The 13216-nt window shown below is 53.0% G+C and carries 12 protein-coding genes; 4 read left to right on the top strand and 8 right to left on the bottom strand.

Annotation, left to right across the window (positions count from 1 at the left end; all coding sequences use genetic code 11):
• Window positions 1-165: 165 nt before the first annotated feature.
• Window positions 166-489, top strand: a complete 324-nt coding sequence (locus tag OGV94_RS22640) for a DUF3302 domain-containing protein (RefSeq protein WP_047407908.1) — start codon at window positions 166-168, stop codon at window positions 487-489.
• A gap of 5 nt (window positions 490-494) precedes the next feature.
• Window positions 495-1631: an HlyD family secretion protein gene (locus OGV94_RS22635; RefSeq protein WP_047407922.1), complete on the top strand. Its 1137-nt coding sequence runs from the start codon at window positions 495-497 to the stop codon at window positions 1629-1631.
• An 81-nt stretch (window positions 1632-1712) separates the two neighbouring features.
• Here OGV94_RS22635 and OGV94_RS22630 read toward each other — a convergent pair whose 3' ends face one another.
• Window positions 1713-2666, bottom strand: a complete 954-nt coding sequence (locus OGV94_RS22630) for a LysR family transcriptional regulator (RefSeq protein WP_043018708.1) — start codon at window positions 2664-2666, stop codon at window positions 1713-1715.
• A 121-nt stretch (window positions 2667-2787) separates the two neighbouring features.
• On the opposite strand from OGV94_RS22630, the gene OGV94_RS22625 reads away from it, so the two are divergent.
• On the top strand, window positions 2788-3528 hold the full coding sequence (locus tag OGV94_RS22625) for a MipA/OmpV family protein (RefSeq protein WP_047407925.1): 741 nt from the start codon (window positions 2788-2790) through the stop codon (window positions 3526-3528).
• Window positions 3529-3619: 91 nt separating this feature from the next.
• Here the strand turns inward: OGV94_RS22625 and OGV94_RS22620 are convergent, their stop codons facing one another.
• Window positions 3620-5575, bottom strand: coding sequence for a glycoside hydrolase family 127 protein (locus OGV94_RS22620; protein WP_199995053.1), 1956 nt, complete (start codon window positions 5573-5575; stop codon window positions 3620-3622).
• Window positions 5576-5585: 10 nt separating this feature from the next.
• Window positions 5586-6986 carry an MFS transporter gene (locus OGV94_RS22615; protein ID WP_286524450.1) on the bottom strand — a complete coding sequence of 467 codons (1401 nt, stop codon included), beginning with the start codon at window positions 6984-6986 and terminating at the stop codon, window positions 5586-5588.
• A 252-nt stretch (window positions 6987-7238) separates the two neighbouring features.
• On the opposite strand from OGV94_RS22615, the gene OGV94_RS22610 reads away from it, so the two are divergent.
• A complete protein-coding gene (locus OGV94_RS22610) occupies window positions 7239-8054 on the top strand; it encodes a helix-turn-helix domain-containing protein (RefSeq protein ID WP_043018704.1) in 816 nt (271 codons plus the stop codon).
• A gap of 4 nt (window positions 8055-8058) precedes the next feature.
• Here the strand turns inward: OGV94_RS22610 and araD are convergent, their stop codons facing one another.
• The 5 genes from araD to OGV94_RS22585 form a co-directional block, all read right to left on the bottom strand.
• Complete coding sequence (araD, locus tag OGV94_RS22605) at window positions 8059-8754, bottom strand: L-ribulose-5-phosphate 4-epimerase (protein ID WP_043018703.1); 696 nt, start codon at window positions 8752-8754, stop codon at window positions 8059-8061.
• The gene (locus OGV94_RS22600) at window positions 8748-9608 is read right to left on the bottom strand and encodes an L-ribulose-5-phosphate 3-epimerase (protein ID WP_100193742.1); all 861 of its coding nucleotides are present in this window, start codon (window positions 9606-9608) and stop codon (window positions 8748-8750) included. The genes araD and OGV94_RS22600 overlap by 7 nt, the downstream gene beginning before the upstream one ends.
• Window positions 9601-10263, bottom strand: a complete 663-nt coding sequence (gene ulaD, locus OGV94_RS22595; protein WP_043018842.1) for a 3-keto-L-gulonate-6-phosphate decarboxylase UlaD — start codon at window positions 10261-10263, stop codon at window positions 9601-9603. The genes OGV94_RS22600 and ulaD overlap by 8 nt, the downstream gene beginning before the upstream one ends.
• Window positions 10263-11765: an FGGY-family carbohydrate kinase gene (locus OGV94_RS22590; protein WP_286524445.1), complete on the bottom strand. Its 1503-nt coding sequence runs from the start codon at window positions 11763-11765 to the stop codon at window positions 10263-10265. The genes ulaD and OGV94_RS22590 overlap by 1 nt, the downstream gene beginning before the upstream one ends.
• A 100-nt stretch (window positions 11766-11865) precedes the next feature.
• Window positions 11866-13185, bottom strand: coding sequence for an MFS transporter (locus tag OGV94_RS22585; RefSeq protein WP_043018700.1), 1320 nt, complete (start codon window positions 13183-13185; stop codon window positions 11866-11868).
• Window positions 13186-13216 lie beyond the last annotated feature (31 nt).

Here is a 13216-nt window from a genome sequence, read left to right as displayed (position 1 = left end):
GCCAACAAAGAAGCAGCTCGATAGACGACGGGTATATATAGAAACCCATATATCGTTATATAAATAACACCATTGCATCCAATCTGGTCATTCCACTACTATTATCAACTCTATTGTTTAAATCAAACAGCAGCCGAATTTTTAATTTAAATCCCTGAGGCAAATATGTTCCTTGATTATTTTGCATTAGGAGTGCTTATTTTTGTATTCCTGGTCATTTTTTACGGGATTATTATTCTGCATGATATTCCCTATCTAATTGCAAAGAAACGTAACCATCCACATGCTGACGCAATACACGTCGCGGGCTGGGTTAGTTTGTTTACCTTACATGTTATTTGGCCCTTTTTGTGGATCTGGGCAACGCTTTATCGCCCCGAGCGCGGATGGGGCATGCAGAGCGCGGATCCTTCCCTGATCCAGCTTCAGGCACGGGTGGCCGATCTGGAAAAGAAACTGGGTGAGGCGAAGACCTCTCCGGCGGAGTAATATCGATGGATTTACTGATTGTTCTGACCTATGTGGCGTGCGCATGGTCAATATTTAAAATATTTAAAATTCCTGTAAATAAATGGACAGTACCCACCGCAGCCTTAGGCGGTATATTTATTGTTTGCGGGCTGATATTACTGATGAATTATAACCATCCGTATACATTTAAGGCGCAAAAGGCGGTAATTTCAATTCCCGTAGTGCCGCAGGTAACGGGTGTAGTGACGGAAGTAACGGATAAGAAGAATACGCTGATCAAAAAAGGCGAGGTTCTTTTTAAGCTTAATCCGGGACGTTATCAGGCGCGGGTAGATCGTCTGAAAGCTGATATTGTCACCGCACAGCATAAAGAGCAGGCTCTGGTGGCACAGTTAGACGAAATGCAAGCCAACACGCAGCAGGCAAAGGCCACGCGCGACAAACTGGCTAAAGATTACCAGCGCTATGCGCAGGGGAGTCAGGCGAAGGTGAATCCTTTTTCTGAACGCGATATCGACGCGGCGCGGCAAAACTATCTGGCGCAGGAAGCCGCGGTGAAATCCTCCGTTGCAGAACAACAGCAAATCCAGAGTCAGTTAGACAGCCTGGTGCAGGGTGAGAATTCGCAAATTGCCAGCCTGAAAGCACAGTTAGCTGAAGCGGAATTCAATCTGGATCAGACCGTGGTTCGCGCGCCCAGCGATGGTTACGTAACCCAGGTGCTGATGCGCCCCGGAACCTACGCCGCCGCGCTGCCGATGCGCCCGGTGATGGTTTTTATTCCGGATCAAAAACGGCAAATTATCGCCCAGTTCCGTCAAAACTCGCTGCTGCGACTGGAGCCCGGCGATGAAGCGGAAGTGGTGTTTAACGCCCTGCCGGGTAAGGTATTTAGCGGCAAACTGGCTGCCATCAGCCCAGCCGTACCGGGGGGGACATACCAGTCGAACGGGGCGCTACAATCCTTAAACTCGACGCCCGGTTCGGAAGGGGTGATCGCCACAATTGAGCTAAATGAAAATGCGGATGTGAGCGCATTACCTGATGGGATTTACGCCCAGGTCGCCGTTTACTCTGATCACTTCGAGCATGTGTCGGTCATGCGTAAGGTCTTGCTGCGGATGACCAGCTGGGTGCATTACCTGTATCTCGACCACTAGGTGCAGGCTATTTTTGACCCTGGGCAGTGTTCAAACTACCTGCGCCAATAACGCCTGTTGAGTCTGGTATCCTCATTTTGCTTACTCAGTCTGCTGCTCCAGCGACTGAGTAAGCTGCTGGCGGATCTCTGCCAACATCTCATCAAGAATAAACTGTACCCGCCATGGCTGGTATTCACGCTTGCGGAAAATCGCCACCAAATCCAGCCACCATTCATGTTGTTCTGAGAAACATGGGACCAGCAATCCGGATTGAACATCTTTTTGTACACTTGCATTCGGCGCAAAAACAATGCCCAGATGGTTACGTGCCAGCGCCAACGCAGACTGTGTATTGTCACAGACATAATTTCCGGTCACCCGATAATCGTGCATTTCCTTGCCGCCGGCGGAGGTGAAGCGCCAGATATTGGCATCATCTATCATCATGGAATCAATCAGAATGCAGGAATGTTCTTCCAGCTCATCAGGACTACTAATAGGATGTTGTTTGATGTATTCAGGGCTGGCAAATGCCGTCACTGCATATTTGGTAATAAAACTGGCGACCAGTGATTCATCTTTAGGGTGTGCATAGGTGATTAAAACATCACAATCATCAGGAAAGTCGACGCCTTCATAAAATGCTTTACGTTCAAGGTTACATGTTTTAAGTGAGAGGCTAATGCCGCCGATATTCTGAATTTTTGCAATAACATGTTGCGATAAGTAAGCAATAATTCCCGTTGGTGCATAGACCGTTACCCGCCCACGTTTTTCATGCTTATAATCAGCAATGAAACTATTGAGCTGATCGTTTCTTTCCAACATATCATTGATGTAAGGAAGCAGCGCCGTACCAAACGGCGTAAGAGTTAGCTGCCGAGTGGTGCGGTCAAACACCTTTAATCCAACTTTTGATTCGAAATCAGCCAGATACTTGCTGACGTTGGCCTGTGCGATGCCGAGAACCGTAGCGGCATGACTGATGTTTTCACTGGCAGCAATTACCGAAATAATTTTCAGTTCCCGGTGTTTGAGTTGTAATTTGTTCATCGCCAAACCCAATATATATATGTTTGTATATATTACTATATAAATATGAATGTTGCATCGATGAAATTGTAAGCATTATTATGCACGCGCTTTGTAGCTTATTTTAAAATGGAATGTTGGCATGTTAATTAAACGCAATATTGTGGCGCTGTTCGCCTTTTCTTTTATGGCGAGTGCAACTGCCGCAGAATTTTCTATTGGTGCTGGCGCTGTATATAATGAATCTCCTTATCGTGGATATAATGATAACGTTCACGCAGTACCGCTTGTCAGTTATGAAAGTGAATCCTTTTATTTTAGGCAAACAACGTTAGGTTATATTCTTTCAAAAAACGAAAGTAATGAATTTAGCATTACTGCCTCATACATGCCGCTTGAGTTTGATCCAGGTGATAACGACGATCATGCGATGAAAAAGCTGGATAAGCGTGACGCGACCGCCATGGCGGGCGCTGCGTGGTATCACCATCAGAAATGGGGCAGTGTGAAAGTCTCCGCCGCAGCGGATGTGCTGGATAACAGCAATGGCTGGGTCGCGGAAATGTCTCTGTTCCGCCAAATGCCGATGGGCAAGCTAACGCTGACGCCGGCGATTGGCGTGCTCTACTATGACGAAAACTTCAACGAATATTACTACGGCATCTCTGGCAATGAATCCCGCCGTAGTGGGTTATCAAGCTACTCTCCTGGGGACAGCTGGACACCGTATGTTGGCCTGTCCGCTAAATACGCGTTGACCAGCAACCTGACGCTGCTGGCCAGCGCCAACTACAGTGCGCTGCCGGACGACATTAAAAATAGCCCGATGGTTGATCGCGATGACAGCTTCACCTTGATGTCCGGTCTGACCTGGCGTTTCTGATTCTCACCCGTTTGTCCTCAGGGAGGAGGGCAATCTTTTCAGTCGCCAGACCGGATAAGACGCGAAGCGTCGTCATCCGGTACGCTTACCGTTACTGCTCGTTTACCCAGATTCGCATTTCGCCTTCACCACGGTTCGCCCAGCTAAACCACGGAATAAACGTCAGCGTATGCGCCTGGCGAGAAGCCGGTGAAACATCATAGTGCCACAAGGATTGCTGCGTCGCGTCGGCGCAGCTTTGCTTCACGCCTTCAGCCTGAATTAACATCTTATGGCTGAACAGCCCCTTACCCTCGAACACCCTGAATTCGCTCTCTTTCGCCAGCCACAGATTATGCAGTTCTTCGCCGTTGTCGGCCTGCTCCAGGCAATACACCAATGGCCCACGTTGAATAGCGACCTTACCGGCAACATGACGCACCAGTGGGTTTCCGTACACCCGACGCACTGGCATTGGCAGAGTCAGACTGAGCGTATCGCCCTCCTGCCAGGTTCGGCTGATGTGCAAATAGCCTTTGCGAATATCCTGCTCAACCGGTTGGCCATTCAGCAAAACCTGCGGCGCGGAGCACCAGTCAGGCAAGCGCAAGGCCAGGGTGTGATACACCGACTGCGGTGATTCAATGGCGATTTTCACCTGCTCATGCCATGGATAATCCCCGCTAATGCGCAGTTTGAGCGCGCCATCTGCCGCGGGGACTTCCATGCTATTGCCCACATACATATTGATATACAGCGCGTCCTGACGTGGCGTGTAGATGTAATGGCCAATTGAGGTTAAGACGCGGGCGATATTGGGCGGACAGCAGGCGCAGCCGAACCAGCGTTGGCGAACGGGCTTCACGTGGTCGTAAATATGATTGAATTTTAATGACTTAGGGTGTACTTCCAGTGGGTTAACGTAGAAGAAGTGTTTACCGTCCAGCGCCATGCCGCCGAGAACGGTGTTATACAGGGCGCGCTCCATGACGTCGGCATACTGGCTGTCGGCCTCCATTTCCAGCATTCTGCGGGCGAACATCATCAGTCCGATTGAAGCGCAGCTTTCCGCGTACACGGAGTCGTTGGGCAGATCGTAATCACTGCTAAACGCCTCGCCACTGCTTTGAGAGCCGATCCCGCCGGTAATGTACAACTGGCGCTGGGCCATATTTTTCCACAGACGCAGGCAATCCTGACGTTTGCCTTCGTCCTGGCTTAAACGTGCCAGGTGCGCCACGCCGGTCATCAGATAAACAAAGCGCACCGCGTGACCGATAGCCGTTTGCTGTTCTGAAATGGGCTGATGTGCCTGGCTGTAGGGTTTATCTTTCACCATCCACGCCGGGCCGTAAGTGTGCCAGTAAGAGGTTTGCCCCCGCTTTTCGTACTCTTCGTCATAGAAATGGGGCTGAGCGCCGCGCTGCTCAACAAAGTAATTTACCAGCGCCATATAGCGTGGCTGCTGAGTCACTTCATATAAGCGCATTAAGGCCAGCTCGATTTCCGGGTGTCCGGGGTAGCCGCGTAACTGATTTTCACCAAGCCCAAACACGCTGTCGATATGATCCGCCAGGCGGCACACCACTTCTAACAGACGACGCTTACCCGTCGCCTGGAAGAATGCGACGCCCGCTTCAATTAAATGACCGGCGCAGTACAGTTCATGGCATTCGGCGAGGTTGGTCCAGCGTTCATCCGGAGCTTTTACCGTGAAGTAAGTATTGAGATAGCCGTCTGCACACTGTGCCGCAGCCACCAGTTCAATGACCTCATCAGCGGTTTTCTCAAGTTCCGCATCGGGTTTCTGGCACAGGGACCAGGCGACGGCCTCCAGCCATTTCGCCACGTCGCTATCCTGAAAAACCATGCCGTAAAACTCGCCGTCCTGCAGCCCCGCGGCGATACGAAAGTTTTCTATCGCATGGCTTGGTTCCGCCTCTGCAATGCGGTCATTAAGCGCATCCCACTGGTAGGGGATCACCACATCACGCACCAACTGCTGATATTGTCCGAGGAACGGATCGCTGACCGTGAGCTTATGCAGGTCGACTTCCAGTACGTTCATTTCATGCTCCTTAAGGCTGTACATGACGCTGACGCAGATCGGTGGCAATGCGCGACATCATCGGGTTATTGAGTTTGCAAAGGCGGATAGACAGCGCCAGCAGCAGGTGGAACAGCGCGGGCAGCAGCGTTTCCATCGCGGTAATCCCTTGCAGCGAACTGGCGGTTTGGTTGCCAGCGCCTGGCTGATAGGCGACAACAATAAACAACAGGCTGATGATCCCCGCGCTTGAGGCCCAGGCCAGCTTGATGAAAAACAGGTTGAAGGCGAAATTCATGCCGGAAGAACGCACGCCGGTTTTCCACTCGCCGTAGTCGTCGGCAAAGGCCATCAGCGAGAAATGCAGCGGCAGCGTAAAGCCCAGAATAATGCCGTTGCCGAGGATCACCGCCAGCCACAGCGTCTGATAAGCCGGACCGGTTGGCAGGAACCACATCAGCACCGCCAGCGCCGTCAGCACCAGGTTGGTGTAGTAATAGAGTTTGACGGTATCCATGCGGCGGGTCAGCGGGCTGACGATCACCGAACCGATGATGGACGCGAAGGTGACCATGGTGAAAAACAGCGACGTGTAAGCGGTGCTGCCCTCCAGCACATAGGTAATGAAGTACATGTACCCGCCGCCGCGAATATTAAAGACGTTAATCAGCAGGAAAGACATTACCAGCATCAGTAATAGCTGATCATTTTTGCGCAGCCCGCCAATGTGTTCGCGCAGGGTAAATTTCCCCATCATCGCCAGCGGCACGCGCTCGCGCACCCAGAAGAAGCAGCACAGGAACATCACTACCGCGATGGCGCACAGGATACCCACGCCGAACTGATAACCCTGCGCAGCGTTGCCCTGACCCAGAACATCCACCATCCACGGCAGGCCGACGGAGACAAGGAATCCCACCACGCCGCACAACACAAAGCGCCAGGACTGGCAGGCGATCACCTCATTGTGGCGGGTGGTCATGGTGTTGATCAGCGCACAGTACGGCACGTTGATGGCGGTATAGCCGACGGAGAGCAGCAGATAGGTGCCGAACGCCCAGGCAATTTTTACGCTCATGCTGGCGTCAGGGACGGTAAACGTGAGTACGCCTATAATGCCAATGGGAACCGCAACCCACAGTTGCCAGGGGCGAAAGCGCCCCCAGCGGCTTTGGGTACGGTCGGCCAGCACGCCCATTATGGGGTCGGAAATGGCGTCAAATACGCGCAGGGCAATAAACAATGTACCAACCAGTGCGGGCGTTAACCCGAAGACATCGGTGTAGAAAAATGTCAGGAAGTTCATGATCAGACAGGTAATGACCGTCCCGCCCGCATCGCCTAACCCATAGCCTATTTTTTCACGCAGAGAGAGTTTGTCGTCCTGGGCACGCTGTGCCAAATCGGATGTCGTAATCGGAGCCGAAGTCATAAATAACTCCCGGAGAGAATGTTCAGAAAAATTCCCGCTACACTGCGGGTTATTTGTGGGTAATTTGCAAAGTACGTTATTTATTCTGCACGAAATGTTTGGAGCAACAAGGGAAGAGAAAAGTATAAAAAGATAACAATTCCGACTTCATTTAGAAAATGTGATTTTGATCCGGTGAAAACTGGGTTTATCGTGAATAATCAATAATAAAGACCGATTTAAATAATGCTGAAAGCGGGAATTTGAATATATATGCTCGAATTATCCATGTCTCTTCCGATTAAAGTACAAAATGGCGGATTATTTATTTCTCGGGGCGTGGGCAGTCATCCTGCGCGACGATTGCAATCCTGGGAAATTATCTTTGTCGAAAAAGGGACATTAACGATTCGCGAAGGCCAGACCGTTTTTTGCGTGAATGCCGGAGAAAGTTTGCTGCTGTGGCCGCAGCGCTCGCATATTGGCGTTGGGCAATTTCCGGCTGATTTGAAATTTTACTGGCTGCATTTTGAGGTGACGGCAGAAAGCGACGCATCAATAACGGAACCGTTACTTGCTATCCCTCAACATACCCGGGTGAGCGAGCCACAATATATTATCTCGTTGTTTCGTCAGTTCTTACGCGAGCAGGAAAATATTCATCGCAGCATAGCGCTGGAACTGATCCTGCTGCTGATTTTGCAGCAAATATCCGCGGCTGCCAGCGAGCAACCACCAGACAGTCCAGGTAATGCGCTGGCGTGGAAAGCGCAGCAGATAATTCACACTCAATTCCACCTGCCGATTAGTGCCTCAACGCTGGCGAAAGAGCTGCATTGCAATGCGGACTATCTGGGGCGTGTATTCCGTAGCGCTTTCCGGCTGACACTCACCGAAGCGTTGCATCGCCAGCGGGTGAGGGCGGCAGAAAAACTGTTGATCAGTGATTCGCTATCGCTTACCGAAGTGGCGATGAAATGTGGATTTAATGAGGTGGGTTATTTTCGCAAAATCTTTCGCAAGCATACCAGCCTGACGCCCGCGGCGTGGAAACGGCGCTATTGCAAAGAGCATATTAATAGCGCCTGACCCGTTACTGCCCGTAATACGCATTCACGCCATGTTTGCGCAGATAATGTTTATCCAGCAACTCAGGCTGCATATCCGGCAACTGCGGAGCTAACTGGCGCGAGAACAGCCCCATGTAGGCGCACTCTTCGAGCACCACGGCGTTATGTACGGCGTCTGCGGCGTCTTTACCCCAGGCAAACGGACCGTGTGAATGCACTAACACCGCCGGAACCTGCATCGGGTTCAGGTCTCGTTGCTCAAAAGTTTTAATGATGACTTCGCCGGTCTGATATTCATATTCACCGTTGATCTCCTCAACGGTCATCAGACGGGTACATGGAATAGAACCATAGAAATAATCGGCATGCGTGGTGCCCCATGCCGGGAGATCAAGACCCGCCTGCGACCAGATCGTCGCGTGGCGTGAGTGGGTATGGACGATCCCACCGATCTCAGGGTAGCGGCGGTATAGCGCCAGATGGGTTGGCGTGTCAGATGAGGGTTTTTTACTCCCTTCAACCACGTCGCCGCTGGCGATATCCACCACCACCATATCGTCGGCGGTCATCACGTCATATTCTACGCCGGATGGCTTAATCACCATCAGTGTCCGCGTTTCATCTACCGCGCTGACGTTACCCCAGGTAAAGGTGACTAAACCATGAGCCGGAAGCGCCAGATTGGCCGCCAGCACCTCGGCCTTCAGTTGTTCTAACATGGAAATCCTCCCTCCTGCATACGTGCTTCTATCCAGCGTCGTGCCTGGATAATTTCCAGTACCGGCTCTTTCGCTTTTTCAGTCCACATTTCAATCAGAAACGACCCGCGATAGTTCAGCTCATGCAGCGTTTTGAAGATACCAACAAAGTCCACACATCCTTCGCCAAAGGGCACATCGCGAAACTGGCCCGGATGGGTTTCGGTTACTGGCAGCGTGTCTTTCAGGTGGATAGCGGCGATACGGTCAATGCCCAGCGTCAATTCGGCAGTGACGTCATTACCCCAGGCGCTGAGGTTGCCTACGTCCGGATAGACGGTGAACCACGGCGATGACAGCATTTCATCCCACTTTTTCCACTTGCTGATCGAGTTCATAAATGCGGTATCCATGATTTCTACCGCCAGCATGACCTGCGCGGCGGCGGCTTGCTCGACTGCCCATGCCAACCCTTCGGCAAAGCGCTGCTGCGTACCTTCGTCATGTTCCTCGTAATAGACGTCGTAACCTGCCAGCTGAATGGTGCGAATACCGAGATCGCGCGCCAGACGAATGGCTTTGGTCATGATGTCGCGCGCCCGGACGCGTGCAGATTCATCGCGGCTGCCAAACGGAAAACGGCGGTGGGCGGACAGGCACATTGAGGGGATTGCCACACCGGTTTCCAGCATCGCGCTCACCAGCGATGCGCGCTGAGTGGGACTCCAGTCGAGACGCGACAGGCGTTCATCGGTTTCATCCACTGACATTTCGACGAAATCAAAACCGCAGCTTTTCGCCAGCACCAGACGCTCCGGCCAGGAGAGGTCTTTCGCCAGCGCTTTTTCATAGATACCTAACGGATGATTACGCATACTGTGCTCCCCAGATGGCATCGATTTGCGCATGGAATTCGCCAGCAACCTGCGTTGGGTTTTTCGCCCCAGCCAGCGCGCGTCCGGCGATAAAGGCTTTGACGTTGATATCGCGAAACAGCGGCAGGTCGGCGGGCGTAATCCCGCCGGTAATCGACAGTTCCAGACCAATATCGGAAAGCGCTTTCATGCGTGCCAGATCCGCTTCTCCCCACTGTTGCCCGCTGGCCTGGGCATCGCGCCCGCGATGGTAAATCGCCTGACGAACCCCAACGCGATACCAGTCTCGGGCGTCATCCAGCGTCCAGTTGCCGAACAGTTCCATCTGAATTTCACCGCCGCAGGACTGCGCGACGCCATGACCTTTTTCTACCGTCGCCAGCGGCGCAGCGCAGATGATGGTCATCCAGTTAGCGCCAGCATCAAACGCTTGCTGTGCGAGGGTTTCGCCCGCATCGGCCACCTTCCAGTCGGCGACGATGATTTTATTTGGGCACTGGGCGCGCAACGCTTTTACGGCGCTAAGGCCTTCGGTTAAGCAGAGAATCGTCCCCGCCTCAACGATATCAACACTCTCTTGTAGCAGTGCGACATCGCGCTGGGCCGCCTGCAGGTTGGTGTGGTCGAGCGCCAGTTGCAGTAATGGTCGACTCATCATTCGTACTCCTTAATGCGGGCGTGATAGCCCTGTAGTGCGGTAATTAAATTCTGGTATTGGCGGTATTTACGCTGGTAGCTCGCATGCGCGGCGGCGTCTGGCAGCAGCGTGCGTACCGGGTGCTGTAAGCTGCGCTGGGCGTCGCTGAAATCGTGATAAACGCCGGTGCCTACGCGGGCAGCAAGCGCTGCGCCAAAGCAGCCGGTCTCTTCAATCTGCGGCAGCTCGATACGTAAGCCGCTGACGTCGGCCAGCATTTGCATCCAGACATCTGAGTGCGCCGGACCTCCGGTGACGCGCAGGGTATGCGCCTGCGTAAAACGTTCGCGCATGCGGTTGAGGTGGGTCATGTGGCTGAAAACCACGCCTTCGTAGATGGCCTGTAATAAGTGGGCGCGAGTGTGTATAGCCTGCATGCCATAAAAGCCGCTGGTCATGTCCAGCCCGGCGTTGCTGCCGTACAAAAAGGGCAGGAAGAAAAGCTCGCTACCGGCTTTCGGTAAGCTGTCGACGGCCTGATTGATCTCATCAAAAGAGAGTTCGCCCCACTGGGCGGTAAACCATTCCAGATTGCCGGAGGAGGTCGGACTGGCTTCGTGAACGATGTACTGCCCGTCATTCACATAGCGGCCATAAACATAGGGATGGGCCTCGTGGTCACGCAGGCCGTGAGCGATCCCGCTGGTGACAGCCCAGGTTCCCATTACCGCGTTGAGGGTGTGCTCATCTTCAATACCGGCGCAGAGTGCGGTGGAAACCACATCAAACAGACCGCCGACGACGGGCGTACCCGCCGCCAGACCGGTGATGGCGGCTGTCTGAGCGGTGATTTCCCCGCATATTTCTGCTGAGCCAACGACAGGTGGCAGGACAGTGTCGATTTCACTGATGCCCAACCATTGGGTCAATCGCGGGTCGTACTGACCGGTGGTCATGTTGTAGAGGTTCGACTCGGAGATATTGCTTTCTTCGCAGCCTTTGACGCCGGTTAAGCACCAGCGCAGGTAATCATGGGCCATCATGACGCTGCCAATTTGCGCGTAGCGCTGAGGGGTATTCTCCTTTACCCAACGCAGGAGCGATGCCGGATGCCCGGTCCACAATGTCTGGCGGGTGACCGGGTAGAGCTGCTCAGGGATCCCATCCTGCTGCCAGCGCTGAACGATGTCCATCGCGCGTCGATCGGAAGAGAGAATGGCATTGCCCAGCGGTTTATCCTGCTTATCAAGAAGAAACAGGCCTTTGCCCTGAGCGGAAATACCGACGCCTTTAATTTGATCGCCGCAGACGCCAGTGCGTTTTAACAGACCGGCAATGGTCGCGACGCACTGTTGCCACAGTTGGTGCATATCGCGTTCGGCGTAACCGGGTAACGGCGATATTGTCTGCAGCGATTGCCGGTTAATTCCCTGCTCATGACCTTTGGCATCATACAAACCTGCTTTCAGATATGTACCGCCACAATCAATACCCAGCCAGAAGGTCGCTTTCTCACTCATCTTTGTCATCTCATTTTGACCGGATGACGCTGCGCTTATCCGGCCTGGGGTATGTATGGATTTCGTCGGCCCGATAAGCGAAGCGTCACCGGACATCGTGTTACGCCGCGTGTTTACGCGGATTCAGCGTCTTTAGCGGCGCAGAACCGGCATCGCATTTTGCTGGCAGCAGCAGTGCCATCAGCGCGGCCAGCGCCAGTGAGATTGCCAGGCAGTAAACGCCCGCATCTTTGCTGTACAGGGTGATGAGTACGCCGACCGCGTAAGGACCGCAGAAGCCTCCAAGGTTGCCGAGGGCGTTGATAACCCCACGTGCGCCACCGGCCATTTCCGCGCTGAACAACCGCGCCGGAATGGTCCAGAACACGCCCGCAGCCGATTGCAGGAAGAAGCCACAGCCGACCAGCGCGGCATAAGCCAGCCAGACGTTATTTTTCAGCGCCACGGAGAGGAACATGCACAGGGCAAAGCCAATCAGCGGCAGGCAGACGAACAGCTTGCGTTTACCGGTGCGGTCAGAGAGAGAAGAGAACAGGAACATCCCGGCAATTGCGCCAACGTACGGCAGAATGGCGAGCATACCGACCTGTCCCATGCTGCTGTGCGTCAACTCTTTGAGGATGGTCGGCAGCCACAGGGTGTAACCGTAAATCCCGGTTTGGTAGAAGAAATTCAGTGCGATCAACTGCCACATGGTTTTATCGGACAGCACCGCGCCCAGAGAGGCATTTTTGACTTCGGTTCCGGCAATGGCTTTTTGCTCGGCGGCCAGCGTCTCAACGAGGTAATTTTTCTCGGCGTCAGAGATCCAGCGTGCTTCCTGCGGTCGGTCGTAAACGGTATAGGCCCACAGCACCAGGACCACAATGGAGAGTAAACCTTCAATAATGAACAGCCAGCGCCAGTCGAGCACGGTGATGATCCAACCCGAGAGTGGGGCGGTAATGATCCCGGCAATCGGCACAAACATAATCACAATCGCATTGGCGCGACCGCGCTCGGCGTCGGGGAACCAGTTGCTGATCATCGTCAACACAACCGGCAGCATGCCGCCTTCGGCAACGCCGAGTAAAAAGCGCAAAACCAGCAGTTGATACTGATTAGTGATCAATCCCGTCAAAACGGAAATAACCGCCCAGGCAACCAACGACCAGCCGATAAATTTCTTGCCGCTACCGTGTACGGCAATTTTTCCGCCGGGAACCTGTAAAAACAGATAACCGATAAAGAAAATACCGCCAGCCAGTCCCGCCATGGTGGCGGAAATACCTAATTCGGCGTCCATGCCGCCCGGCATCGCAAATGCGATATTAACGCGGTCCATATAAGAAATAATACAGGCGATGAGAATGGGTGGGATAATTCGCAGCCAGCGCTGACGGGGTATATCTTTGAGTGTAGGGCGAGAGGTCATGTTCATATTAATATTCTCGTAGAGTAGTATGTTATTT

The organism is Citrobacter sp. Ce006, assembly GCF_030336535.1.
GTDB classification, from domain to species: domain Bacteria; phylum Pseudomonadota; class Gammaproteobacteria; order Enterobacterales; family Enterobacteriaceae; genus Citrobacter; species Citrobacter europaeus.
Note: the sequence above shows the minus strand (reverse complement) of the source record. Positions and strands in the feature narration are given on the sequence as shown.

Bases quoted from the DNA above. Each gene is read 5' to 3' on its own strand.
- OGV94_RS22640 (WP_047407908.1), top strand. From the start codon at position 166: ATGTTCCTTGATTATTTTGCATTAGGAGTGCTTATTTTTGTATTCCTG.
- OGV94_RS22635 (WP_047407922.1), top strand. From the start codon at position 495: ATGGATTTACTGATTGTTCTGACCTATGTGGCGTGCGCATGGTCAATA.
- OGV94_RS22630 (WP_043018708.1), bottom strand. From the start codon at position 2,666: ATGAACAAATTACAACTCAAACACCGGGAACTGAAAATTATTTCGGTA.
- OGV94_RS22625 (WP_047407925.1), top strand. From the start codon at position 2,788: ATGTTAATTAAACGCAATATTGTGGCGCTGTTCGCCTTTTCTTTTATG.
- OGV94_RS22620 (WP_199995053.1), bottom strand. From the start codon at position 5,575: ATGAACGTACTGGAAGTCGACCTGCATAAGCTCACGGTCAGCGATCCG.
- OGV94_RS22615 (WP_286524450.1), bottom strand. From the start codon at position 6,986: ATGACTTCGGCTCCGATTACGACATCCGATTTGGCACAGCGTGCCCAG.
- OGV94_RS22610 (WP_043018704.1), top strand. From the start codon at position 7,239: ATGCTCGAATTATCCATGTCTCTTCCGATTAAAGTACAAAATGGCGGA.
- araD (WP_043018703.1), bottom strand. From the start codon at position 8,754: ATGTTAGAACAACTGAAGGCCGAGGTGCTGGCGGCCAATCTGGCGCTT.
- OGV94_RS22600 (WP_100193742.1), bottom strand. From the start codon at position 9,608: ATGCGTAATCATCCGTTAGGTATCTATGAAAAAGCGCTGGCGAAAGAC.
- ulaD (WP_043018842.1), bottom strand. From the start codon at position 10,263: ATGAGTCGACCATTACTGCAACTGGCGCTCGACCACACCAACCTGCAG.
- OGV94_RS22590 (WP_286524445.1), bottom strand. From the start codon at position 11,765: ATGAGTGAGAAAGCGACCTTCTGGCTGGGTATTGATTGTGGCGGTACA.
- OGV94_RS22585 (WP_043018700.1), bottom strand. From the start codon at position 13,185: ATGAACATGACCTCTCGCCCTACACTCAAAGATATACCCCGTCAGCGC.